19 protein-coding genes and 1 pseudogene are annotated in these 24,806 nt (G+C 71.9%); 8 read left to right on the top strand and 12 right to left on the bottom strand.

Translation table 11 applies throughout. From position 1 onward, the window contains the following. Positions 1–43: 43 nt before the first annotated feature. The 6 genes and pseudogenes from OIE74_RS33360 to OIE74_RS33335 form a co-directional block, all read right to left on the bottom strand. A complete protein-coding gene (locus OIE74_RS33360; protein ID WP_329390367.1) occupies positions 44–3,667 on the bottom strand; it encodes a hydantoinase B/oxoprolinase family protein in 3,624 nt (1,207 codons plus the stop codon). Beyond that, positions 3,664–4,653: an SGNH/GDSL hydrolase family protein gene (locus tag OIE74_RS33355; protein WP_329390365.1), complete on the bottom strand. Its 990-nt coding sequence runs from the start codon at positions 4,651–4,653 to the stop codon at positions 3,664–3,666. The genes OIE74_RS33360 and OIE74_RS33355 overlap by 4 nt, the downstream gene beginning before the upstream one ends. 326 nt (positions 4,654–4,979) lie before the next feature. Next, positions 4,980–6,116, bottom strand: a pseudogene (locus tag OIE74_RS33350) (glycosyltransferase); the annotation flags it as partial. Further along, positions 6,113–7,312, bottom strand: a complete 1,200-nt coding sequence (locus tag OIE74_RS33345; protein WP_329390363.1) for a glycosyltransferase family 4 protein — start codon at positions 7,310–7,312, stop codon at positions 6,113–6,115. The gene OIE74_RS33345 and the pseudogene OIE74_RS33350, both read right to left, overlap by 4 nt. Positions 7,313–7,594: 282 nt before the next feature. After that, positions 7,595–9,013: a HEAT repeat domain-containing protein gene (locus OIE74_RS33340; RefSeq protein ID WP_329390361.1), complete on the bottom strand. Its 1,419-nt coding sequence runs from the start codon at positions 9,011–9,013 to the stop codon at positions 7,595–7,597. Between the two features lie 206 nt (positions 9,014–9,219). Then, entirely contained in the window at positions 9,220–9,687 is a 468-nt protein-coding gene (locus OIE74_RS33335) for an ankyrin repeat domain-containing protein (protein WP_329390360.1), read from the bottom strand. Positions 9,688–9,940: 253 nt separating this feature from the next. On the opposite strand from OIE74_RS33335, the gene OIE74_RS33330 reads away from it, so the two are divergent. Together OIE74_RS33330 and OIE74_RS33325 are read left to right on the top strand one after the other, a co-directional pair. Further along, positions 9,941–10,135, top strand: coding sequence for a hypothetical protein (locus tag OIE74_RS33330; protein WP_189109156.1), 195 nt, complete (start codon positions 9,941–9,943; stop codon positions 10,133–10,135). Between the two features lie 45 nt (positions 10,136–10,180). Beyond that, the gene (locus tag OIE74_RS33325) at positions 10,181–11,866 is read left to right on the top strand and encodes a hypothetical protein (RefSeq protein WP_329390357.1); all 1,686 of its coding nucleotides are present in this window, start codon (positions 10,181–10,183) and stop codon (positions 11,864–11,866) included. Between the two features lie 26 nt (positions 11,867–11,892). Here OIE74_RS33325 and OIE74_RS33320 read toward each other — a convergent pair whose 3' ends face one another. Further along, entirely contained in the window at positions 11,893–13,401 is a 1,509-nt protein-coding gene (locus OIE74_RS33320) for an SCO1417 family MocR-like transcription factor (protein WP_329390356.1), read from the bottom strand. A gap of 104 nt (positions 13,402–13,505) precedes the next feature. Here OIE74_RS33320 and yczE point away from each other — a divergent pair, with 104 nt between their 5' ends. The 4 genes from yczE to OIE74_RS33300 all read left to right on the top strand — a co-directional run bounded on the left by yczE (position 13,506) and on the right by OIE74_RS33300 (position 16,955). Then, on the top strand, positions 13,506–14,174 hold the full coding sequence (gene yczE / locus OIE74_RS33315) for a membrane protein YczE (RefSeq protein ID WP_329390354.1): 669 nt from the start codon (positions 13,506–13,508) through the stop codon (positions 14,172–14,174). Beyond that, positions 14,171–14,932, top strand: a complete 762-nt coding sequence (locus OIE74_RS33310) for a glycerophosphodiester phosphodiesterase family protein (protein ID WP_329390353.1) — start codon at positions 14,171–14,173, stop codon at positions 14,930–14,932. The genes yczE and OIE74_RS33310 overlap by 4 nt, the downstream gene beginning before the upstream one ends. A 9-nt stretch (positions 14,933–14,941) precedes the next feature. Further along, a complete protein-coding gene (locus OIE74_RS33305) occupies positions 14,942–16,327 on the top strand; it encodes an MFS transporter (RefSeq protein ID WP_443076305.1) in 1,386 nt (461 codons plus the stop codon). A gap of 253 nt (positions 16,328–16,580) precedes the next feature. Continuing rightward, on the top strand, positions 16,581–16,955 hold the full coding sequence (locus tag OIE74_RS33300; RefSeq protein WP_003959706.1) for an RNA polymerase-binding protein RbpA: 375 nt from the start codon (positions 16,581–16,583) through the stop codon (positions 16,953–16,955). A gap of 121 nt (positions 16,956–17,076) precedes the next feature. Here the strand turns inward: OIE74_RS33300 and fxsA are convergent, their stop codons facing one another. The 4 genes from fxsA to OIE74_RS33280 form a co-directional block, all read right to left on the bottom strand. Beyond that, a complete protein-coding gene (gene fxsA / locus OIE74_RS33295; RefSeq protein WP_329390348.1) occupies positions 17,077–17,682 on the bottom strand; it encodes an FxsA family membrane protein in 606 nt (201 codons plus the stop codon). Between the two features lie 53 nt (positions 17,683–17,735). Beyond that, positions 17,736–18,512, bottom strand: coding sequence for a polyprenol monophosphomannose synthase (locus OIE74_RS33290; RefSeq protein WP_329390346.1), 777 nt, complete (start codon positions 18,510–18,512; stop codon positions 17,736–17,738). 523 nt (positions 18,513–19,035) lie between these two features. Then, positions 19,036–20,676 (bottom strand): amidohydrolase, encoded by a 1,641-nt coding sequence (locus OIE74_RS33285; protein WP_329390344.1) that lies wholly within the window; start codon positions 20,674–20,676, stop codon positions 19,036–19,038. 124 nt (positions 20,677–20,800) lie between these two features. After that, positions 20,801–21,241 carry an Lrp/AsnC family transcriptional regulator gene (locus OIE74_RS33280; RefSeq protein ID WP_329390342.1) on the bottom strand — a complete coding sequence of 147 codons (441 nt, stop codon included), beginning with the start codon at positions 21,239–21,241 and terminating at the stop codon, positions 20,801–20,803. A 203-nt stretch (positions 21,242–21,444) separates the two neighbouring features. Here OIE74_RS33280 and OIE74_RS33275 point away from each other — a divergent pair, with 203 nt between their 5' ends. After that, positions 21,445–21,834 (top strand): hypothetical protein, encoded by a 390-nt coding sequence (locus OIE74_RS33275; RefSeq protein ID WP_329390340.1) that lies wholly within the window; start codon positions 21,445–21,447, stop codon positions 21,832–21,834. A gap of 94 nt (positions 21,835–21,928) precedes the next feature. On the opposite strand, the gene OIE74_RS33270 is transcribed toward OIE74_RS33275, so the two are convergent. Next, positions 21,929–23,101, bottom strand: a complete 1,173-nt coding sequence (locus OIE74_RS33270) for an acyl-CoA dehydrogenase family protein (protein WP_329390338.1) — start codon at positions 23,099–23,101, stop codon at positions 21,929–21,931. A 384-nt stretch (positions 23,102–23,485) separates the two neighbouring features. Here OIE74_RS33270 and OIE74_RS33265 point away from each other — a divergent pair, with 384 nt between their 5' ends. After that, positions 23,486–24,730, top strand: coding sequence for a glycoside hydrolase family 18 protein (locus OIE74_RS33265; RefSeq protein WP_329390336.1), 1,245 nt, complete (start codon positions 23,486–23,488; stop codon positions 24,728–24,730). Positions 24,731–24,806: the final 76 nt, after the last annotated feature.

Genomic DNA, 24,806 nt, shown 5'->3' with positions numbered 1-24,806 from the left:
CCGGGCGCGACGGACCGTCACCGGCCCGCCGCGCCGGGCGAGTTCACCGCGGCGTGCCGTATCCCCCGCCGCCCGGGGTGCGCATGACCAGTACGTCGTCCACGGCCACGTCCGCGGAGTCGACCCCCTTCAGCGGCGTACGGGTCCCGTCGGCCCGCTCCACCTCGTTGGCGCCGAGTTCGCCCGGCTCACCGCCCGCCATGCCGTACGGCCGCACCGTGCGGTGACCGGTCAGCAGCGTGACCGTCATGGGCTCCAGGAAGCGGATGCGCCTTACGACTCCCCTCCCGCCGTTCCACCGGCCCGCCCCGCCGCTGCCGCCCCGGACGGCGAATCCGTCGACGCGCACCGGATAGCGCCATTCGAGCACTTCGGGGTCGGTGAGGCGGGAGTTGGTCATATGGGTCTGGACGGCGTCGGCGCCGTCGAAGCCGTCCCCCGCGCCCGAACCGCTCGCCACCGTCTCGTAGTACTGGACGCGTTCGTTGCCGAAGGTGAGGTTGTTCATGGTGCCGGAGCCCTCGGCCTGGACGCCGAGTGCCGCGTACAGCGCTCCCGTCACGGCCTGCGAGGTCTCGACGTTGCCCGCCACCGTCGCCGCCGGGTAGGTCGGCGAGAGCATGGAGTCGGCGGGCACCCGTACGTCGAGCGGCGCCAGACAGCCGCTGTTGAGCGGGATGTCGTCGGCGACCAGGGTCCTGAAGACGTACAGGACGGCGGCCAGCACCACGGACCGGGGCGCGTTGAAGTTGCCTTCCTGCTCCGGTGAGGTCCCGGTGAAGTCCACGACGGCGCTGCGGGCCTCGCGGTCGACGCGCACGGCGACCTGGATGACCGCGCCGTTGTCGGTCTCGTAGCGGTAGGAGCCGTCGCTCAGCCCGGCGACGATACGGCGTACGGACTCCTCCGCGTTGCGCCGGACATGGCCCATGTAGGCGTCCACGACGTCGTAGCCGAACTGCTCGGTCATGCGCCGCAGTTCGGCGATGCCCTTCTCGTTGGCGGCGATCTGGGCGCGGAGGTCCGCGAGGTTGGTGTCCGGGTCCCGGGAGGGGTAGCGCGCGCCGCCGAGCAGTTCGCGTGTCTCGCTCTCGCGGAGCCTGCCGTCGCGCACGAGCAGCCAGTTGTCGAAGAGCACGCCCTCCTCGTGGACGGTCCGGCTGAAGGCGGGCATCGAGCCGGGTGTGATGCCGCCGATCTCGGCGTGGTGGCCGCGCGAGGCGACGAGGAAGCGGAGCTGTTCGCCCTGTTCGTCGAAGACGGGCGTCACCACCGTCACGTCCGGCAGATGGGTGCCTCCGTGGTAGGGGTCGTTGACGGCGTACACGTCGCCGGGGCGGAGGGAGTCCCGGTCGCGTTTCAGCACCTCCTTGATCGATTCGCCCATGGAGCCGAGATGGACGGGGATGTGCGGCGCGTTGGCGATCAGATTGCCCTGGGCGTCGAAGAGCGCGCAGGAGAAGTCGAGCCGTTCCTTGATGTTGACGGAGTGGGCGGTGTTCTCCAGCCGTACGCCCATCTGCTCGGCGATCGCCATGAAGAGGTTGTTGAAGACCTCGAGCAGCACCGGGTCCACGTCCGTGCCCGCGGCGACGCGAGTGGGGCGGGGGCTCACGCGGGTGAGGAGCAGATGCCCGAGCTCGCCGACCGCCGCCTGCCAGCCCGCGTCCACGACGGTCGTCGCGTCGGCCTCGGCGATCATCGCGGGACCCTCGACGGTGTCGGCGGGCCGCAGATCGGCGCGCTGGTGGAGCGGGCAGTCGCGCTCGGTGCCGTCCACGAACATCCCTACCGTCGCGGGCCGTACGGTCCCGCTGCCGCCGCCTTCTACGGAGGTGGCCCGGCCCGCGTACTCGCCGTGCGAAGCGGCCTTTCCGACGGCTTCGACCGACACGGCCTCGACCACCAGGGGTTTGTCCATGGTGAAGGCGTAGCGCGAGCGGTGTTCGCTCTCGAAGGCCGCCGTCATCTCGGCGGCGCCGCCGAGGGGTACCGCCAGGCTCGCGTCCGTTCCCGCGTACCTGAGCAGCACGCGCGCGTGGGTGGTGATCGCGTCGTCCGGGACGGAGTCGGCGCGCAGTTCGGCGCGGGTGCGCTCCGCGAGGGCGCCGCAGAGTTCCCGTACCCGGCGGAGCGTGTCACCGTCGGCTTCCCCGCCGGCGAGTTCGGCCTCCACCGACTGCTCGCGCATGGCGGTGGCGTCGGCGAGCCCTATCCCGTACGCGGAGAGGACGCCGGCGAGCGGCGGCACGATGACCGTGTCGACGCCGAGCGCGTCCGCGACGGCGCACGCGTGCTGGCCGCCGGCGCCGCCGAAGCTGGTGAGGGCGTAGCGGGTGATGTCGTGGCCGCGCTGCACCGAGATCTTCTTGACGGCGTTCGCCATGTTCAGCACGGCGATCTCCAGGAAACCGGCGGCGACTTCGGCCGGCTCGCGCCGTGCGCCGGTGGCCCGCTCGACCTCCGCGGCGAGTGCGGCGAAGCGCTCGCGCACGATGTCGGCGTCCAGCGGCTGGTCGCCGTCCGGGCCGAACACCGAGGGGAAGTACGCCGGTTGGACCCGGCCGAGCATCACGTTGGCGTCGGTGACGGTGAGCGGCCCGCCCCGGCGGTAGCAGGCGGGGCCCGGCACGGCGCCCGCAGAGTCGGGTCCTACGCGGTAGCGCTGGCCGTCGAAGTGCAGCACTGAGCCGCCGCCGGCCGCGACCGTGTGAATGTTCATCATGGGCGCGCGCATCCGCACACCGGCGACCTGGGTGCCCAGCTCGCGCTCGAACTCCCCCGCGTAGTGGGAGACATCGGTCGAGGTGCCGCCCATATCGAAACCGACGACACGGTCGAATCCGGCCTGTCCCGAGGTACGGGCCATGCCGACGACGCCGCCCGCCGGGCCGGACAGCACCGCGTCCTTCCCACGGAAGTGGGCGGCTTCGCGCAGCCCTCCGTTGGACTGCATGAACATCAGCCGGATGCCGTGGAGTTGGGTGGCGATCTCGTCGACGTACCGGCGCAGGATCGGGGAGAGGTAGGCGTCCACCACGGTGGTGTCGCCGCGCGGCACCAGTTTGATCAGCGGGCTGACTTCGTGGGAGCAGCTGACCTGGGTGAAGCCGGCGGCGCGGGCCGCTTCGGCGACGGCGCTCTCGTGGGCGGGGTGGCGGTAGCCGTGCATGAGGACGACCGCGGCGCTGCGGAAGCCGTCGTCGTACGCCTCCCGCAGCCGCGCGGCGACGGCCTCCGTGTCCAGCGGCCGTACGGTGGCGCCGTGCGCGTCGACGCGTTCGGGAACCTCGATGACGCGTTCGTACACGGCCTCCGGCAGCACGATATGACGGTCGAAGAGGCGGGGACGGTTCTGGTAGGCGATCCGCAGCGCGTCGCCGAAGCCCTCGGTGATGAGGAGGACGGTCGGCTCGCCACGGCGCTCCAGCAGCGCGTTCGTGGCGACGGTGGTGCCCATCTTCACTTGGGCGATCCGGTCCGCGGGAACCGGATCGTCCGGTGCTACTCCGAGCAGCAGCCGGATACCGGCCACCGCCGCGTCCTCGTACTGCTCCGGATTGTGCGAGAGCAGCTTCCTGGTGAGGAGACGTCCGTCGGGCCGCCGCCCCACGATGTCGGTGAAGGTGCCGCCACGGTCGATCCAGAATTCCCAGGGCCCGGTCATTCCCCCATTCTGGCAAGGGGAGTGACCGGCGGCAGTGCTGTCAGGGCACGAGTGAGCGCGTGTTCGGCGCGCGCGTCGAGACGGTTGGCGGTGCCGCGCGCCAGATGCCGCATCTCGGAGCCGGCCAGCCACAGCAGTTCGGGCAGCAGGTCGGTGCTTCTTCGCACCATCCAGCCGGCGCCCGCCGTCGCCATCCACAGCAGCGCCTCCGTGCGGGTGGGCTGCGGCCGTTCGGGCTCCTGGGGCGGTGGCGGGCCCAGGGTCAGGCCGCGCGCGGTGAGCATCGCGTGGAACTGCGCGGCGATCATCCGGTGGCCGCGTTCGCCGGGGTGCAGCCGGTCTGCGCTCCACAGGGTGCGGTCGGCGACCCACTCCGGGTCGGCGGCGTGCAGATGGATCGCGCCGTACCGCGCGGAGAGCTCGTGCGCGAGGGCGTTGACCGCGCGCTGTCTGCGCGCGAGCGGTCTCGCGAGCGGCGCGGGCAGGCCGAGCATGATGCCGGGGTCCGGGAGGCACGCGGTGAGCAGGACCGTGCCGCGCGCCGTGAGGGCCGCGCAGACCTCGTCGAGGGCGCGGGCGATGGCGACGATGTCGAAGGCCCGGCGGAGTGTGTCGTTGACGCCTACGACGACGGAGGCGATGTCGGGCGCGAACGCGAGCGCGGCGGGTGCCTGCTGCTCGCGTACGTGGCGGGTCAGGGCGCCGCTGGTGGCGAAGTTGCGGAAGGTGGGGGCGGGTTCGGCTCCGGCCGCCCCCTTCGCCTTGCGGCCGCCGGGCCGGTCGGCCGGCCGGCCGACGTTTCCGTCGGCCGGCGCGAGCGCCTCGGCGAGCAGGACGGCCCAGCCGCGCCAGCCGCCGTCCACGCGGTCTCCCACGCCCGCGGTGAGCGAGTCACCGAGGGCGGCGAACCGCAGCGGCCTCGGTACGGAGGGCCGCGCGGAGACAGCGGCCCCGGGCGGCGCCCCGGGGTTCGCGTACACGGTCATGAAGCACCCCCGTTCGGGGGCAGCACCGGCCCCGCCGAAATGGACGTGACGGATGTGACGGACCTGCCGGCCGGAAGGCGCGGGACGAACGGCACGGAGGGCACCAACGGCACCGACGACGCCGCGAGGGGCGACTCCGATGTCGCGGGCACGGCATCAGGCATGACGGCGGGCACGAACGGCACGGTCGTACCCACGACAGCCGCGCCCACGACCGACGGGCCCGTCGCCGCAGGCGGCACGACAGCGCCCTGTGCCGCCCCGCCGCCGCCCTGCGGCGCGACGACGGACTTCTCCGCAGGAGGCGCGTCCTGTCCCGTGAGCACCGGCGCTTGGTGCGCCGCCAGGAAGGCCGCCACCGCCCGGTCCCAGCTGAAGAGTTCGGCCCGCGCCCGTGCCGCCGCGCGCCGCGCGGCCTCCGGACGGGCGAGGAGTTCCTGTACGGCGTCGGCGAACGCCCTCGGCGTGTCCGCCGCCGTGCAGCCCGCCGGGCCCAGGATCTCCGGGAGAGCCGATGTCGCACTGGAGACCACGGGCGTGCCACTGGCGAGGGCTTCGAGCGCGGACAGGCCGAACGTCTCGGCAGGGCCGGGCGCCAGACAGATGTCCGCGGATGCCTGGAGGTGCGCCAGCTCCTCCCGGTCGCCCACGTGCCCGAGGAACTCCACGGGCAGCTGCCGCTCGCGCGCCCGGCGCGCCAGCGCGCCCGCCAGCGGGCCGTCACCGGCGACCACCAGCGACGCCCGCACACCGCGGCCGATGAGCACCGCGAGGGCGTCGATGGCGGCGGCCGGGCGCTTCTCCACGGAGAGCCGTGAGCAGAGCAGCAGCAGGACGTCGGCCCCGCGCGCGTACTTGGCGCGCAGAGCCTCACGGCGCCGGTCCGGCCGGCAGCGCACCAGATCGACACCGAGCGGCGCGCGCACCACGTTGCGCGCGCCGATCCGGACGAACTCGCGCTCGGCCCACTCGGTGGTGCACACGATCCGTGAATACGCCCAGGCGCTGCGCCGGTTGAGCCGGTCGGCGGCCCGTTCGGCCGCCGAGTCCGGTACGCCCCAGGTGCGCAGCACCCCGTCGGCCGTCTCGTGGGACACCATGACGGAGGGGATCCGGCGGCGGCGCGCCCACTCCCCCGTCCACCGCAGGGTGGTGCGGTCGGAGACCTCCAGGCGGTCCGGGGCGAGGGATTCGAGCAGGGCGCCCAGGCGCCGGCGGCTGGTCAGTACGCGGTAGCCGCCGGTGCCGGGCAGCACAGCTCCGGCCAGGGTGATGACTCGTCCCTGTGCCGTGTCCACGTCGCTCGGGCGCTCGCCCGGGACGATCAGGACCGGTTCGTGCCCGGCGGCCCGGTAGCCCGTGCCGAGCTCCTGGAGCGCGGTCCTGAGGCCGCCGGAGGCCGGGGTGACGAAGTTGGCCAGCCGTACGATCCGTATGCCGCCGGAGTCGCCTGTGCCACTCATGCGACCACCGCCGTGCGCTCGCCGAGTACCTCTGCGTAGTGGTCGAGCAGTTGGTCGCCCACCACCGCCCACGTACGGCCCTCGACCGTGGCGCGCGCCGTGCGTCCGTAGGAGGCGCGCAGTTCCGGGGCGGCCTGGAGGTCCCTGATCGCGCCGGTGACGGCCCGCGCGTCGTGCGGCGGGACCAGCAGTCCGGTGCGGCCGTGGTCGACCAGGTCGAGCGGTCCGCCCGCCGCGGGCGCGACCACCGGTGTGCCGCTGGCCATGGCCTCCTGGACGGTCTGGCAGAACGTCTCGTAGGGCCCGGTGTGCGCGAAGACGTCGAACGAGGCGAAGATCCTCGCCAGTTCGTCTCCGGTCCTGCGGCCGAGGAATACGGCGCCGGGGAGTGTCGCGCGCAGGGACGGCTCGCTCGGCCCGTCCCCGACGACCACGACACGGACGCCGGGCAGCCCGCAGGCACCGGACAGGAGTTCGACGTGCTTCTCGGGCGCGAGCCTGCCGACGTATCCGACGATCATCTCGCCGTTGGGGGCGAGACGGCGACGCAGTTCGTCGTCGCGCAGCTCGGGACGGAACCTGTCGGTGTCCACCCCCCGCGGCCAGAGCCTGACGCGCGGCACGCGGTGCTCCTCAAGGTCCTTCATGGCGGCGCTGGACGGGGCGAGGGTGCGGTCCGCCGCGCTGTGCACGGCGCGCAGCCGGCGCCAGGCGGCGGCCTCGCCCGCGTTTATGTACGTACGCGCGTAGCCGGCGAGGTCGGTCTGGTAGACGGCGACGGCGGGGATACCGAGCCGTGCGGCTGCGGCCATGCCGCGTACACCGAGGACGAACGGCCCGGCGAGGTGCACGACGTCCGCCCGGTGCGCCGCGAGGGTCGCGGCGACCCGGCGGCTGGGGAGAGCGACGCGTACCTGGGGATAGCCGGGCAGGGGAAGGGACGGGATACGCACCACGGGGCATGGTGCGTCGAAATCGAACTTGCGGGGAGAGGTGGTGCGCGGGGACGGGGAGAAGGAGGCGGAGGGGGACGGGGATGCGGCCTCGGCAGCCGCCGAAGCGGCTGCCGACGAGGCCGGTGCGATGACGAGCGGGTCATGGCCGCGTGCGACGAGGTGCCGGGCGGTCTGGAGGGCGCAGTGCGCCACGCCGTTCACATCGGGCGGGAAGGATTCGGTGACGATGACGACACGCATACCCGTGTTCTCGCCGTACCGAGGGTGGTCCCGCCAACGTGGATCTTTCCGTGTGGAAAACGTCCCGTGAGCATTGGTGTTTCGAGGGCCTGAGCGGAACTTCGACGGCCTCACGGCCGTTCGCGCCCCTGATCGCAACCGGCGTGCGCCAGGCGGTTCACCTGGTGGAGTCCGTACGGCCATACCTGCCCGGTAGAACCCGCCGGCCACCCCCGGGACCCGCCCGTGAGACCCGTGCGGAAAGGTGCTGCCCCGCCCGGCGCGTCCCGGGCGGGGCGCGGTTCAGACGGCGGGCGCGTCGGGCCCGATCCGGCTCCGTACGGCGGTCTGCACCTCGGCCTCCTCGGCCGGATCAGCCGCCAGCCGGCGCAGCCTGTCGGCCACTCGTACGTCACCGGTCTCCGCGTGCCGCGCGGCGACCTCTCTGGTGGTCTCCTCGCAGTCCCAGAGGCATTCGACGGCGAATCCCGTGGGGAACGAGGGGTCGGTGACCGCCAGCGCCCTGGCCGTACGGCCGCGCAGTTGTGAGGAGGCGGTCTCGCGGTACACATGGCGCAGGACGGGCGCCGCGCAGCCGATGCCGAGCCGGCCTGTGCCGTCCACGAGGGTCCACAGGCGGGGCGTGTCGGGCCCGTCGGACCGTACGGCCTCCCGGAGGGCGCCGAGCACCAGTTGGGCGTCCTGGGGGCCGCCCCGGGCGGCGAGGACACCCGCCGCGGAGGCGCCGAGGGCGTCGGGCCGGTGCACCCAGCCGCGCGCCCGGTCGACGGCGGCCTCGCCGCACATCCGCTCGAAGGCGGCGACGGCGGCTCCGGCGAGGCTCTCCGACGGGTCGGCCGCCGCGGTCTCGATCAGGTCGAGCACGGCGGGATCGCGGGCCTCGGCGAGATAGTGCAGCGCCGCGGAGCGTGCGCCGTCGGGGCCGCTGCGACCTGCCTCGACGATCTCGGCGCGGTCGTCGGGTCCGGCGACGGCGGTCAGGCACCGCGCCGCGGGTACGTGCAGGGTCGTGCCTCGTTCGAGGCCGTCCTGCGCCCATTCGAAGACTGCCCGGACGCTCCAGCCGGGGCGCGGTCCGCTCGGCCGCAGCTGCCGCTGCCATCGGTCGAAGGAGCCCTGTTCCCGCGCGGCCCTGACGCGGGTGGCGACCGCCTCGCGCGGATCGTCGGCCCACAGCCGCCAGGGCCGGGGCTCGAAGGCGCCCTGGAGGGCGGTGGCCAGTTCGGCGTCGCCCTCGGGTGTGGTGGGGAATCTCGCGAGGATGCGCGGGGCGAGCGACCGCAGACCCGCGTCGTCGTCGCGCAGGGCCAGCTCGTCGAGCGCCCAGGTCCAGTTGGATCCCGACGCGGCGTAGCGGCGCAGGAGGGCCAGGGCGTCGTCCCTTCCGTAGGAGGCGAGGTGGCCCAGTACGGCGAGGGAGAGTCCGGTACGTGACTCCTCGGTGTCGAAGTGGTCCTCGGCACGGAAGAGGTGGTGTTCGAGCGGTTCGAGATCTCCGTGGAGGTCCAGATAGAGACGCGCGAAGTACAGGGAGCGGTTCTCGACCTGCCAGTCGTGGCGGGGGTCGTTCATGACGCAGTGGTTGAGGGCGTTGAGCGCCTCGGCGCGGGGTGCGGCCAGCGCGTGCAGTGTGCCGTCGCCGCGCCCCCTTTGCAGCAGGCCGAGCAGTGTGCCGCTCGGCGCTATGACTGGATCGAACATGGGGAGAGCCTCACATCAAGCTGTCGACGCAACCGGGGAGTGGGGATGCCTAGGCTGCCTAGGCCGCGCGACAACATCGCTCGGCCGTCGTCTTCTGCTTGGTGTAGACCATCTTCCTCTGCCTCTCGTCGGTGGCCCCTTCCGGGCCCGACGTCATGATGACCCACCCATTTCGCCACCGCGACCACATTTACGACGCCTCACCTTCACCGCGCTCCGAACAGCTCCAGCAGGTCCGTCTTCCCGAACATCCGCGCTGTATCCACGGCGGATGGTGTTCCGGCGGCCGGATCGGCCCCGCCGCCGAGCAGCTCGCGGATCACGGCGTCCTCTCCTTTGAAGACGGCGCCGGCCAGTGGCGTCTGCCCGCGGTCGTTGGCGCGGTCGGCATCGGCGCCGCGCGAGAGCAGCGCCGCGACGGTGGGCGCGTGGCCGTGGTAGGCGGCGAGCATGACCAGGGAGTCGCCCCGGTCGTTGGTGAGATTCGCGGGGACACCGGCGTCGACGTAGGCGGCGAGCGGCTCGGTGTCGCCGCGGCGCGCGAGGTCGAAGACCTTCGTCGCCAGTTCGACGACGTCGCTGTCGGGAACGCCACCGTCCGGAACCCCACCGTCGGGAGCGGCGCCCTGCTCGGTCGCGCCGGCCGGAGCCGCGTTGTCCGGGGCCTCGCTCATCGGTGAACCGCCTCTCATGCCGCTGACCTGGGACGTACAACCGCGCGGCCGTACGGGTGAATCGACAGATTACTGCCCCGTAGGACGCTCCGAAGCGACAGAGGCCGTAGCAAGCGGCGCGCGGGGCCGCACTGTCCGCCGGTCAAGTGAAATTCCATGAATTTCACTCACTTGCACCTTTTATCACATAGATACTTACTGTGAGCATGGAACAACTCATGGTGACTGTCCCCCTCGACCAGGAGAACCCCTCATGATCCTGTCCATGTCAGGCGTCGTGCTGCTCGGAATCATCGTCTTCCTCTTCTTCAGGAAGGACGGACTCAAGGCGTCCCACGCGCTCGTCTGCGCGCTCTTCGGCTTCTATCTCGCGGGCACTGCCATCGCCCCGAGCATCACGGCCGGAGGCGCCAGCCTCGCGGGCCTCCTGGGCGGGATCAAGTTCTGACCGCCTTCCATCCCCCGGCACCTTCCGCACCTTCAGGAGACAGACGTGGCCCGGCGACCACTCCCCCGCATTCTGAGCAGCGGCAGCGCTCACATCGCTCGCAGCCGAGTGATGGCCCGCTCGGCCGCCGACAGTGCCACCGACGTCCTCCATCCGCTGATCACGATCACCCGTGGTCTGCGCCTGCTGGCCGGCGCGGGACGACGGAAATGGGCCGCCACCCCCAAGGACCGGCGTGGTCCCGCGCTGTTCCTGGTGGGGGCCGTCGTCCTGGTGGTCGCGCTCGTCCCGTACGGACCACTGCTCGCCCTCATCTCGGTGATGGCGGTGGCCGGCTGGCAGGGCCGCGACCGTACGCCGGCCCGGACCGGGCCCGACGAGGCGGAGCTTCAGCGCCTGCGCTCTCTTTACGAGGCGCTGGTGCCGTACTTCTCTCTTCCCGAGGACCCGGACCCGCTCTTCGCCCACGGCGGGGAGTGGGAGAAGGCCTTCGACGAGTACGAGTTCGACGCCGACGGGCGTCTCACCCGGCTGCGGGTGTCGTACCCGCCGTACTTCATGGACGGTGAGCACTCCTCCCGCGTACGGATCGAGCATCTGATGTACGCGAAGTCCGGGCGCGGCAGGGAGTACCTCTTCGACTGGGACGAGGAGGGCAACGAGCTCGTCATGAGCGTGCTGCCCCCGCTTCCCGCCGGCATCGCCGCCCAGCGCTTCGTCACCGCCCCCGGCGAGACCGTGCTCGGCTTCACCGACGCCGACGCGGTCCGGCGCACCGTTCCGGTCAGGGAGGGCGACGAGACCCGTGACGCCCCTCCGGTCCTCTGGCGTACGGGTGCCCGGTCGACCGAGCCCCATCTGCTCGCCGTCGGGCGCCCGGGGAGCGGCACCACGAGTCTGCTCCGCTCGATCGCTCTCCAGGCGCTCGCGCACGGCGACGTCGTGATCGTGGAGGGCAACGGGACCGGTGAGTACGCGAGCCTCGACGGGCGTGCGGGCGTTCTCGCCGTGGAGCGCGGACTCTCGGGCGCGCTGGCCGGTCTCGAATGGGCCGCCAACGAGACGGAACGGCGGCTGATCACCGCCAACCGTGCCCGGCAGTCCGGTCACGCGGTGCCCGAGGACACCAAGCGCCCCCTGTGGCTCCTGCTGGACCGGCCGAGCGCCTTCGCCCATGTGGCGGTCGCCGACGGGCGGCCCGATCCGCAGGAGCTGCTCCAGGTGCCGCTGCGGCACGGCAGGGCCGCGAACGTGACGGTGGTCGTGGCGGAACAGTTCGAGACCCTGGACGCGCTCAGCGAGACCGTACGGACGCACACCCGCGCCCGGGTCGTGCTGGGCACCGCCACGCGCGAGGAGCTGGAATCGGTCCTCGGCACGCCGCCGCACACCATCCCCACGCCGGAGACCCCCACCGGCCGGGGTTACGCGCGCCTCGGTACCGGCCCGGTGCTCAGGCTCCAGGTCCCCGCGACACCCGATCCGTACGACGACGCCACGAGCGACGCGCACCGGCGGGCGGTCCTGGAGCTGCTGCCGGACCGGCACACACCGGCCGACGGATCGGCGGCCACCGCCACGCGGGCGCCGGAACCAGGGCCGGAACAGGCGCCCGCACCGGACCCGGAGCCCGGCCCACCGGCCCAGGCGCAACCGCAACCGCAACCGCAACCACGGCAGCAGCGCCAGAGCCCGGCGCCGATGCCCACCGCCGTACCGGCCGAGGGCTGACCGCCTCCGGCCGCGGGGCACGCCGCTCAGGCCACGAAGGTGCGCGGCGCGTCCGTGCCGGCGCGCGCGCCGCTCTCCACGAGCCGGGCCGCCGCCGCCAGCCGCACGGCCGCCTCGTCGGCGACGGGGCCGGCGACGGTGAACGGCAGCCGTACGTAGCCCTCGAAGGCCCCGTCGACGCCGAAGCGCGGTCCGCCCGGCACCCGTACACCGACCCGCTCGCCCAGCTCGGCGATCCGCGAGCCCGACAGTCCGCCGGTGCGCACCCAGAGGGTCAGTCCGCCGCGCGGCACGTCGAACTCCCAGCTCGGCAGCTCCCTGCGGACGGCGGCCACCAGCGCGTCGCGGTTCTCCCCGGCCTGGGCGCGCCGGATGTCGACCGCGCGCTCCCAGCCACCGGTGCCCATCAGCCAGTTGATCGCGAGCTGTTCGAGCACGGGCGTGCCGAGGTCGGCGTAGGCGCGGGCGGAGACCAGCGAGCGGATCACCTCGGGCGCGGCCCGTACCCAGCCGATGCGCATGCCCGCCCAGAAGGCCTTGCTGGCGGAGCCGACCGTGAGGACGGTGCTGCCGGCGGGGTCGAAGGCACAGACGGGCGGCGGCAGTTCCTCCCCCGGCCGGTCCCCGTCCAGATACAGCTCGGACATCGTCTCGTCGGCGACGAGCACGGTGCCGGCCGAGCGCGCCGCCTCGACCAGCGCTCTGCGCTGGTCCTCGGTGGCCAGGGCGCCCGTCGGATTGTGGAAGTCGGCGACGACATAGGCGAGCCGGGGCGCGGCCTCCCGCAGTACCTGGCGCCAGCGCGGCACGTCCCAGCCCGCCAGCCCCTCGGCCATGGCGACGGGGACGAGCCGGGCGCCCGCCTCGCGCATCAGCTGGAGGATGTTCGCGTAGCTGGGCGACTCGACGGCGACGCGCTCGCCGCGCCCGGCGAAGAGATGACAGATCGCGTCGATCGCGCCCATGGCGCCGGTGGTGACCATGATCTGCTCGGGCATCGTCGGGATCCCGCGCGCGGTGTAGCGGTCGGCGAGCGTCTGGCGCAGGGCGGGCAGTCCCGCCGGGTAGTCGCCGTGGGTGTGGGCGTACGGCGGCAGCTCCTCCAGCGCGCCCTGTACGGCGCGGGTGAGCCACGGCTCGGGCGCCGTCAGGGCGGCGCAGCCGAGGTCGATCATGGAGCCGAGGGAGTCCGGCGGCAGGGGTTCGAGGCCACGGGCGGGCAGCGGGTTCCCGGCCGGTACGGCGGTCCAGCTCCCGGCGCCTCTGCGTGATTCCAGGAATCCCTCGGCGCGCAGGGCCTCGTAGGCGGCGGCGACCGTCGTACGGCTGACGGAGAGGGCGAGGGCCAGCTCGCGTTCGGCGGGCAGCCGGGCGGCGACCGGCACCCGGCCTTCGAGGACGAGCAGCCGCACGCCGTCGGAAAGGGCGCGGTAGGCGGGCGGTTTACGGGTGCCGGGGCCTGCGGGCCGCGACTGCTGGGCGTTGAGCTGTCGCGCGAGCTGAGCCGCTCCGACCGCCGAAGTCCACTGCGTCATTGGAACCAGTCCACCTTCCCCGAATTGGCCATGGTTGACTCTCACCACCCAGCCACAGAGTGGCACAGCCCGGTCCACTCGTTCCACCTCCGGAGGACAGCATCTTGCCCACCACACCCGCTCTCCGTGGAAAGCGGCTCCCGCGCCGGCTCCTCCAGCTCTACACGGGTCTTGCCCTGTACGGCGTGAGCGCGGCCCTGCTGGTCAGGGGCGGTCTCGGGCTTGAGCCGTGGGGTGTGCTGCACCAGGGCCTGTCCGAACGCACCGGGCTGACCATGGGCGTCGTCTCGATCGTCGTCGGCGCGGTCGTCCTGCTGCTGTGGATCCCGATCCGCCAGCGCCCCGGGCTCGGCACGGTCTCCAACGTCTTCGTGGTCGGCATCGCGATGGACGGCGCCCTGGCCCTCGTACCCGACGGCCGCGGCCTCGCCGTACAGATCCCGCTGCTGATCGCCGGCATCGTTCTCAACGGCGTGGCCACGGGCCTCTACATCGCCGCCAGTTTCGGCCCCGGCCCCCGCGACGGCCTGATGACGGGGCTGCACCGCCTCACCGGCCGGTCGGTGCGGCTCGTCCGGACGGGCATAGAGGTGGCCGTCGTCGTCACCGGCTTCGTACTCGGCGGCTCCGTCGGGGTCGGCACGATCGCCTACGCGCTGGCGATCGGGCCGCTCGCGCAGTTCTTCCTGCGCGTCTTCGTCGTCCCGCCGACGGCGGACGGCGGCACGGCCGTCGCCGGGGGTTCCCCCGGGCAGGCCATACTGCGGCCGTGACTCCCGTACGCCATCCCTATCTGGACCATCCGTCGCCGATCCCGTTCGCCCACCGAGGCGGCGCGGCCGACGGGATCGAGAACACGGCGGCCGCGTTCCGGCGCGCCGCCGCGCTCGGTTACCGCTACTTCGAGACCGACGTGCACACCACGGCCGACGGCCGGCTCGTCGCGTTCCACGACTCGACGCTCGACCGGGTCACCGATCTGCGCGGCCGGATCTCCGAGCTGCCGTGGAGCGAGGTGCGGCGGGCCAGGGTCGGCGGCGAACCGCTCCCGCTCTTCGAGGAGCTTCTGGAGGAGTTCCCCGACGCCCGCTGGAATGTCGACATGAAGGCGGAGCCCGCGCTCCACCCGCTGATCAATCTCATCGGGCGCACGGACAGCTGGGACCGGGTGTGCGTGGGCTCCTTCTCGGAGGCCCGCGTCGCGCGGGCGCACCGGCTGGCGGGTCCCCGGCTGGCCACGTCGTACGGCGTGCGCGGGGTGCTCGGCCTGCGGCTGCGCTCGTACGGGGTGCCCGCGCCGGTCCGCGAGGGCGCCGTCTGCGCGCAGGTCCCGCGGCACCAGAGCGGCATACCGGTGGTCGACAGACGCTTCGTACGGATGGCGCACTCCCGGGGGCTGCAGGTGCATGTCTGGACGGTCAACGAGGCGGATCACATGCACGCGCTCCTGGACCTCGGCGTGGATGGCATCATGACCGATCAACTGGAGACCCTGCGCACGGTGTTCACCGAGCGCGGGGTCTGGCACTGACGGTTTCGGATGTTCCCCACGGGGACGAATGAGGGGGCGCGCGGGGTGACCGCGGACCTGACCGACGACGAGACCGGCCGAATACGCGAGCAGCGCGGCTGGTACTTCTACGACTTCGCGTGCTCCGTCTACTCGACGAGCGTCGTCACCGTCTTCCTCGGGCCGTATCTGACATCCGTCGCGAAGGCCGCCGCCGACGCCGACGGTTTCGTGCATCCGCTGGGCATCCCGGTACGGGCGGGTTCGGTCTTCGCGTACTCGGTGTCCGTCTCGATCGTGCTGGCTGTGCTGCTGATGCCGCTCGCCGGTGCGGCGGCGGACCGGACAGGCCGCAAGAAGCCTCTGCTCGCCGTCGCGGCCTATGTAGGAGCCGGGGCCACCGCCGGCATGTTCTTCCTGGACGGCGACCGCTATCTGCTGGGCGTTGTCCTGCTGATCGTGGCGAACGCCTCGCTGTCGGTGTCCATGGCGCTCTACAACGCCTATCTGCCCCAGATAGCCACGCCCGAGGAGCGCGACGCCGTGTCCTCGCGCGGCTGGGCCTTCGGCTACACCTCGGGCGCCTTCGTCCTCGTACTGAACCTGGTCCTCTACACGGGCCACGAGTCCTTCGGCGTCTCGGAGTCGACAGCCGTACGGATCTGTCTGGCGTCCGCCGGTGTCTGGTGGGGCGCCTTCACTCTCGTACCCCTGAGCCGGCTCCGCGACCGGCGGGTGACGAAGGACGGCGCCCGCGCGGGCGAAGGGGCGCTCGGCACCGGCTGGCGCCAGCTGATGGCCACGTTGCGCGACATGCGCCGCCACCCCCTCACGCTCTCCTTCCTGCTGGCCTATCTGATCTACAACGACGGCGTGCAGACGGTGATCTCCCAGGCGTCGATCTACGGCTCCGAGGAGCTGGGGCTCGACCAGACGACGCTGATCACGGCCGTGCTGCTGGTCCAGGTCCTGGCGGTCGTGGGCGCCCTCGGGATGGGCCGCCTGGCACGGATCCACGGGGCCAAACGGACGATCCTCGCCTCGCTCGCCGTCTGGACGGTGATCCTGGCGGCCGGGTACTTCCTGCCCGCGGAGGCTCCGGTCTGGTTCTTCGCCCTCGCCGCCGCGATCGGCATGGTGCTCGGCGGGAGTCAGGCGCTGTCGCGCTCGCTCTTCTCGCATCTGGTGCCGCGCGGCAAGGAGGCCGAGTACTTCGCCGCGTACGAGATGAGCGACCGCGGGCTCAGCTGGCTGGGGCCCCTGGTGTTCGGCCTCGCCTATCAGGTCACCGGCAGCTACCGGGACGCGATTGTCTCCCTGGTGGTCTTCTTCGTGATCGGCTTCGCGCTGCTCGCGAGGGTGCCGGTGCGCAGGGCAGTGGCCGAGGCGGGAAACCCGGTGCCGGAGCGAATTTAGACGTTGAAGTGAAAGCGCGGTAGTGTACGCCGTTGGCCTGCCAGCCGGACCGTCACCACATGTCACAGAAGCGAAAACGTGGGATGACATCCACCGCCAGATGTGACAAACCGGGCACTGGTGGGTAGAACAAGGGCGGCACGACGGCGACGCATGACCCGCTACGGGAATCTTTACCGCCGACCGGACGTTGACCGGAAGACGACGACAGCGACACCTGTCCTGTGGGCGACAAGCCCGGGAGGCACGATTCATGAGTGAGCGAGCTCTCCGCGGCACGCGACTTGTGGTTACCAGCTACGAGACGGACCGCGGCATCGATCTGGCCCCGCGCCAGGCGGTGGAGTACGCATGCCAGAACGGCCATCGATTTGAGATGCCGTTCTCGGTAGAGGCGGAAATTCCGCCGGAGTGGGAGTGCAAGGCGTGTGGCGCCCAGGCACTCCTGGTGGACGGGGATGGTCCCGAGGAGAAGAAGGGCAAGCCTGCGCGTACGCACTGGGACATGCTCATGGAGCGGCGCACACGCGAGGAGTTGGAGGAGGTCCTGGCCGAACGGCTGGCGGTCCTGCGCTCCGGCGCCATGAACATCGCGGTGCATCCGAGGGACAGCCGAAAGTCGGCCTGACCCTGTCGGGACCGCCACAACAGCACAGACACAGAGCCGTGGGCCGCGAAACACACAGTTTCGCGGCCCACGGCTCTTGCCTGTCCGTCCTGCGCCCCCGGCGCCCCGGGGTTTCAGGGCCTCAAGGCGTCAGGGGCGGGCGGGGTCCGTCCTGGCCGGGATCGCGCGGCTGCTCCGGCTCGTCGTGCCTGATGACCTCGCCCTGGACGACCTTGCCGTCCGGGCGGCTCATCCTGGCCTGCTGAGCCTGCTGGAAGGCATCGCCGAAGCCGCCGGGGCCAGCGGCGCGCATCCGGCGCTCAAGCGACCGCTCGACCCGCCGGCTGAGCAGCGTACGCACCGGCGGAATGAGCAGCACGAGGCCGACGGCGTCGGAGACCAGCCCCGGCAGCATGATCAGCAGGCCGCCCAGCATCAGGAAGCCGTTGCCGGAGGTGGGTTTCGAGCTCTCGTCGGTGCTCTCGGGGGCGTTCTGCTGCTGCCGCTGCGCCTGTTGAAGGGTCTCGGTGAGATTGCGGAAGGCCCGGCGGCCCGCCCGCTTCACGACGACCGCGCCGAGGAGACCCGCGCCGACCAGCAGCGCCAGTACGGTCAGCCCGTTCGTCGCACCGGCCACGACGGTCAGCAGCCAGATTTCGAGCACCAGCCAGACGGCGATGCCCAGAGGGACAAAGGTGCGCGCGCGAGAGCGCTTCGGAACTGCGGGAGGCGGTGCGCCGGTCGTCATGCTTCCAGTGTGCCTGGCGGCGGCGCGCGTTGTCGTACGAGGGGCTGACGGCGCTATTTGTCAGTCACGCCCCGGCGGCCCAGCATGCGGTTGGCCCGGGTCCCGACGCCCCACGCGGTGACCCGCCAGAGCGCCTCCACGAGGATGTCCCGGCTCATCTTGGAGTCGCCCAGCTCGCGGTCGACGAAGGTGATCGGAACCTCCACGACATGGCAGCCGGACTCGACGGCACGGCGCGCGAGGTCGACCTGGAAGCAGTACCCCTGCGAGGCGACCTCGTCCAGGCCGAGCCGGTCGAGCGTCTCCGTACGGAAGGCGCGGAAGCCGCCGGTGATGTCACGCAGCGGCAGGCCTAGCAGCGCCCGTGAGTACGTGCTGCCGCCGCGCGAGATCATCTCCCGTGTCCTCGGCCAGTTCACCACCCGGCCGCCGGGCACCCAGCGCGAGCCGAGCACGAGGTCGGCGCCCTTGAGCGCGGTCAGCAGCCGGGGCAGTTCCTCGGGCTGGTGGGAGCCGTCGGCGTCCATCTCGACCAGGACGCCGTAGCCGTGCTCCATGCCCCAGTGGAAGCCGGCCAGATAGGCCGCGCCCAGTCCTTCCTTGCCCTTGCGGTGCAGGACATGGACCTTGCTGTCGTCGGCGGCGAGTTCGTCGGCGATCTTTCCGGTGCCGTCGGGGCTGTTGTCGTCGGCCACGAGGATGTCGGCCTCCGGGACCGCCGCGCGCAGGCGGGTGACGGTCCGTTTGATGTTCTCCGCCTCGTTGAAGGTCGGGATGATCACCAAGGCTGCGCCGAGCGGGCCGTACTGCCTCTGACCACCGTCGTTCACAACTGCCCCTTAATCGCCGTACGCAGAAGTACCACCTTAGCGAGCACGCGAGGGGTCGCTGTCCACGCGGTGGCGGGGTGTACCGGAGGACCTGGCACCGGGCGGGGCGATCCGGGGCCTGCGGATCGGGTCCCGGCGTCCTTCGGGCCGACCTGGGACCCGCCGGCTGCGAGTCGACCGAGAGCCGTTGTCTACTGAACGCCGGGGCCCTACCCGGGTCGCACCCGCCGACCGGCAGAAACTTTCCCTCGCCCCCGAGTCGCGGGCGCTGAACCTGGCTCCCAGTGGCGGTGCGCCGGTGCGGCACACCACCCCATGGTCCAGCGGCGTTCGACGACTGCGCGGGAGTTGCCGGTCGGACGTCCTTTGGTGGACCCGGCCGAACCTACCGGCCGGTCAGTGCCCGCTGTCAACACTCCTTTGACCTGCGGCATTTATCTGTTTCAGCAGGTCAGCGGGGAAGACGCGCTGGTCGCGCCGGTGACCGGCGGGCATCGGTCGGCGGTACGGAAACGCGGGGACATCACTCGTTCGGTCGCAAGAACACCGTTCGCCCGCCCACCACCGTCCGCAGACAGACCGGCAGGGCCGCGCCCGGCGTGAGATCGGGCAGGCCGGGCGTCCCCGAGCGCGGGTCGGTGGACCAGCGGGAGACCCGGTCGTCGGGCGCCTGGACGATCAGCTCCGCGGTGCGCCAGACCGCGTAGTCGGCGGGCGCGCCGGGCACGAGCAGACCCGTGTCGTCCCGGCCCGCGGCGCGCCCGCCGCCGCGCGTATGGGCGGTGAAGGCGGCGCGTACGGAGATGCGGTGGGCGGGTGTGCGGTGGAAGGCGGCGGCCCGGATGGTGCCCCACGGGTCGAGCGCGGTCACCGGGCTGTCGGAGCCGAAAGCGAGCGCGACACCGGCGCGCAGAAGGGCGGCGTACGGGTTGAGGGTTGCGGCGCGGGTCTCACCGAGCCGGTCGGCGTACATGCCCTCCTGGCCGCCCCACGCCGCGTCGAAGGCGGGCTGGACGGAGGCGGTGAGGCCGAGTTCGGCGAAGGCGGCGACGGTCTCGGGGGTGAGCATCTCGGCGTGCTCGACCCGGTGGCGGGCGGCCCGGATCCGGGAGAGGCCGAGGGTCTCGGCGGCGGCGCGGGTCCCGGCCACGACCGCTCCGATCGCGGCGTCACCGATGGCGTGGAAGCCGGCCTGGAGACCGGCTTCGGTGCAGGCCGTGACGTGCGCGGCGATGGCGGCGGCGTCGAGGTGCGCGGCGCCGGTGTGGGGGGCGTCCGCGTACGGCTCGTGCAGCCAGGCGGTGTGCGAACCGAGCGAGCCGTCCACGAAGAGATCGCCCGCAGCGCCGACGGCTCCGAGTTCACGGATCCGCGCAGCGCCCTTGGCGTCGCCGACCGGCTCGGCCCAGTAGCCGTGGACGCGTGGGCCCACCTCGTCCTCGGCAAGCCGGAGCAGCCCGGTGAAGTCGTCCTCGCCGGAGATGTCGGGGCCGGCGCACTCGTGGAGCGTGCCGATGCCGAGGGAGGCCGCGTGGGCGCGTGCGGCGCGCTGGGCCGCGGTGCGCTGCGCGGGCGTCACAGCGGCGCGCGCGGCGGCGCGTACGGCGTGGTGCGCGTCGCCGGTCAGCGGGGCGTCACGGTGGAATCCGGCCAGTTCGGTGACGCCGGGGACCAGGTCGAGCAGGGCGGTGGTCACCACGGCCGAATGGACGTCGACGCGCGTCAGGTAGAGCGGTCTGCCGTCCGCCGCCTCGTCGAGTTCCCGCCGGGTGGGCGGACGGCGCTCGGGCCACCGCGAGGCGTCCCAGCCGTGCCCGATGAGCACCCGGTCCCCGGGGTGCGCGGTGCGGTGGGCGCGTACGAGCGCGAGGGCGTCGGCGAGCGTTCCGGCGCCGGTCAGGTCGAGTCCGGTGAGGGCGAGGCCGGTCGCGGTGGTGTGGACGTGCGCGTCGGTGAACGCCGGGGTGACGAGGGCGCCTTCGAGGTCTACGGTCTCGTCGACACCCGAGGCGAAGGAGTCGGCGGCGCCTTCGGAGCCCACCCAGGCGACCCGGCCGCGTTCGACGACCATCGCGGTGGCGAAGGGGTCGGCGGGGCTGTGGACTTCTCCACCGCGCAGCAGCACGGTGCGGGGTTCGCTCTGGGTGGCGGCGCGATCGTTCATGCGCCCCAGTCTCCCGCCTGACGGCACGAGAAGGGCAGCCAGGGGTACGCACCGCACGGCGAGTGAGCCGAAGGGCGCGCCGCCGTCGACACCGGCTCAAAGCGCCCCGGAGGCGAACCGAGCCCTAAAAATGCGGCGGCCGGGCTTCGTACGGGGTGGACAGGACCACCGTCGTGCGGGTGGAGACGCCCGCCAGGGTGCGGATGCGGGTCAGCAGGTGCTCCAGCGCCAGCGGCGTCGCCACCCGCACCTTGAGGATGTAGTTCTCCTCCCCGGCCACGCTGTGGCACGCCTCGATCTCGGGGATCGGGGCCAGCCGCTCCGCGATGTCGTCCGGCGCGCTGGGGTCGAAGGGTTTGACCGAGATGAACGCGGTCATGGGCAGGCCCACGGCTTCCGGGTCCACCACGGCGGCATAGCCGCGTACCACTCCGCGCTGCTCCAGCCTGCGGACGCGCTGATGCACCGCCGATGTGGACAGACCGGTGGCCTTGCCCAGGTCGGTGTAGCTCATCCGCCCGTCCTTGACGAGCAGCTCCACGATCTGACGATCCAACTCCTCCATGCGGATCAACCTATTGCCCATGGTCACTTCCGGCACAGTCGGCGGTGTACCGGATCGTCACCTGCGCCGGGCATGTGACGAACACCACAGGTATGTCACGGGGTCCGTCGAGACCTTACGGTTACCTGCGGCACGCGACGGGAATTGCTTGCTGTGGTCGAGGCCGCACGTGGCTGTCGGCCCACCCGAGGGGGAGTGCCTGAATGCAGAGCCTGAAGCGCGCCGGACGTATCGAACCGGAGCCCGTCGAGGCCGATGACCTCGACTTCTACGACACCTTCGAGATGTTCCGGGTCGTGTGCCCGGACTGCTCCCAGCCGATCGCCCTGCTGGCCGACGAGGACAGCCTGCCGGAGCACGCGCTGTGCCCCAGCCCGTGGAACCCGTTCGTGCTCACCGTCTGCGCGGGTACGGGCCGTTCGGCCATGGACGCCCCGCCCGCCGACGAGTCGCTCGACGCCCAGGAGCAGGACACCGCACTTCTGCTGACGCTCCCTCAGGGGCTGGACTGGCGCACGCAGCCGTTCTCCCACGCGGGCGGTCCGGGTTCACGCCCGGTCAAGGTGGCGCACCTGCGCCGCCAGGCCGCCTGACGCTTCAGCACATCGAACTTCCCTGTCCCGTCCGCCAGTTGACGACCACTGACGGACGGACCAGTACGGACTCACCACTGCGGACGGACGGACCTCAGCGGGTCTCCGGCCCCGCGAGATGACGGGCGATCACCATGCGCTGGATCTGGTTGGTGCCCTCAACGATCTGGAGCACCTTCGCCTCGCGCATATAACGCTCGGCGGGGAAATCGGCGGTGTAGCCGTAGCCGCCGAGCACCTGAACGGCGTCCGTGGTCACCCGCATCGCCGCGTCCGTGCAGAACAGCTTCGCCATCGCCGCCTGCCGGGAGAACGGCAGACCCGCGTCCCTCAGCCGCGCCGCCGCGAGATACAGCGCCCGCCCCGCTTCGATCCGGGTGGCCATGTCGGCGAGCATGAAGCGCAGCCCCTGGAAGTCGGCGATGGGGCGGCCGAACTGCCGCCGCCCGGTGGCGTATTCCACCGCCTCGTCCAGGGCCGCCTGGGCGACGCCCACGGCACAGGCGGCGATCCCCAGCCGGCCGGAGTCGAGCGCGGAGAGGGCGATGGCGAATCCCTGCCCCTCGTCGCCGATCCGTCTCTCGTCGCCGATCCGGACGCCGTCGAAGTGGAGTTGGGCGGTGGGCGAGCCCTTCATGCCCATCTTCTTCTCGGGTACGGCGGCGGCCAGTCCGTCGGCGTCGCCGGGCACCAGGAAGGCGGAGATACCGCCGGCGCCCTCGCCGCCCGTGCGCGCGAGCACGGTGTAGAAGTCGGCGATGCCGCCGTGGGTGATCCAGGCCTTGGTGCCGGTGATCACCCAGTCGTCGCCGTCCTTGACGGCCTTCGTGCGCAGCGAGGCGGCGTCGGAGCCCGAGGAGGGCTCGGAGAGGCAGTACGCGCCCAGCAGACCGCCGCCCAGCATGGCGGGAAGGTGCTTGGACTGCTGGTCGGGGGTGCCGTACGAGGCGAGGGCGTGGCAGGCCAGGGAGTGGACGCTGACGCCGAGTCCGACGGTGAGACGGGCCGCGGCGAGCTCTTCAAGGACCTGGAGGTAGACCTCGTACGGCTGGTCCCCGCCGCCGTGTTCGGAGTCGTAGGGCAGGCCGAGCAGTCCCGATTCGGAGAGCAGGGTGAAGGTCTCCCGGGGGAAGTGGCCCGCCTCCTCCTCTTCGGCCGTCGTGGGGACGATCTCCCGCTCGACGATGTCGCGTACGAGCGCGAGCAGGTCCTTGGACTCCTCGGTGGGCAACTGACGTTCCACCGTGCGCGGGGCGCGGTCGGGCATGGCGGCGCTCTCCTCCCCTGTCGGGACGGTACGGCGGCCGCGCACTGGGTGTGGGCGGCGGTCACCGGTCGGGACCCGGGGTGTCACCGGGCCGGAATACTGCCCAGCCGATGCTGCCTTCCCGGGTTACGGGAGCGGCTGACCAGCGGCTGTGGCGCGTTGAGTATGCCCGATCGGCGGGGTGCAGTCACGGGTGATCAGTCCCTGTCCGGATTCCGTTTCGGTTCCGTTTGCCCGGCTTCCGACCTCCGTCGCGCTCACCGGGAAGTTGGTCCGCACCATTGACCCAGTGGTCTAGTCCTTCTACCGTCCGGGGGAACACACTTCGAGTCCATGCCAAGTCGACGGCATGGAACTCGATCTCCCTCCCCACGAGGAGACCTCATGCTCAGACCGCACCGTCCCCGCGCCCGCTTCCGGGCGCTCATCGCCGCAGCCTGTACGGCTGTTCTCGGCGTATCCCTGCTCGCCGGCGCCGGTACCGCGGCGGCGGACCAGGAGAAGGCCCCGGCGTCCCCCACAGCCGCCGGTGAGAAGGTCATCGGATACTTCGCCAACTGGGGTGTCTACGACCGGAATTACCACGTCAAGAACATCGAGACCTCCGGGTCCGCCGACAAGCTGACGCATATCAACTACGCGTTCGGCAACGTCCAGGGCGGCAAGTGCACCATCGGTGACTCCTTCGCCGACTACGAGAAGGCCTACACCGCCGACCAGAGCGTCGACGGTGTCGCCGACGCCTGGGACCAGCCGCTGCGCGGCAACTTCAACCAGCTGCGCAAGCTCAAGGAGAAGCACCCCGGCCTCAAGGTGGTCTGGTCGTTCGGCGGCTGGTCCTGGTCGGGCGGGTTCGGTGAGGCGGCGAAAAACCCTGCCGCGTTCGCCAAGTCCTGCCACGACCTGGTCGAGGACCCCCGCTGGGCCGATGTCTTCGACGGCATCGACATCGACTGGGAGTACCCGAACGCCTGTGGTCTGACCTGTGACACCAGCGGGCCGGACGCCTTCACCAACATGGTCTCCGCGCTCCGTACGGAGTTCGGCGGCGACAGCCTCGTCACCGCGGCCATCACCGCAGACGCGTCCGACGGTGGCAAGATCGACGCCACCGACTACGGCGCGGCGGCCCAGTACCTCGACTGGTACCTGCCGATGACGTACGACTTCTTCGGCGCGTTCGCGGCGCAGGGCCCCACGGCTCCGCACTCGCCGCTCACGTCGTACGACGGCATCCCGCAGGAGGGCTTCAACTCCGACGCGGCGATCACCAAGCTGAAGGCCAAGGGCGTTCCCGCGGAGAAGCTGCTGCTCGGCATCGGCTTCTACGGGCGCGGCTGGACCGGGGTCACCCAGGCCGAGCCTGGCGGCAGCGCGACAGGCGCGGCTCCCGGCACGTACGAGGCGGGCATCGAGGACTACAAGGTCCTGAAGAACACCTGCCCGGCCAACGGCACGGTGGGCGGCACGGCGTACGCGCACTGCGGCAACAACTGGTGGAGCTACGACACCCCCGCCACCATCGGCACCAAGATGGACTACAAGAACGAGCAGGGCCTGGGAGGCACCTTCTTCTGGGAGCTCAGCGGCGACACGACCGACGGTGAGCTGATCAAGGCGATCAACTAAAGGCGTGTCCTCCACGCCCTAGGCGCCGGACGGGCCCGACACGGGCTCGTCCGGCGCCTTCGCCGTTCACGGGCGT

Source organism: Streptomyces sp. NBC_01716, from assembly GCF_036248275.1.
Lineage (GTDB): Bacteria > Actinomycetota > Actinomycetes > Streptomycetales > Streptomycetaceae > Streptomyces.
This window is presented reverse-complemented; position numbering and strand designations above follow the sequence as displayed.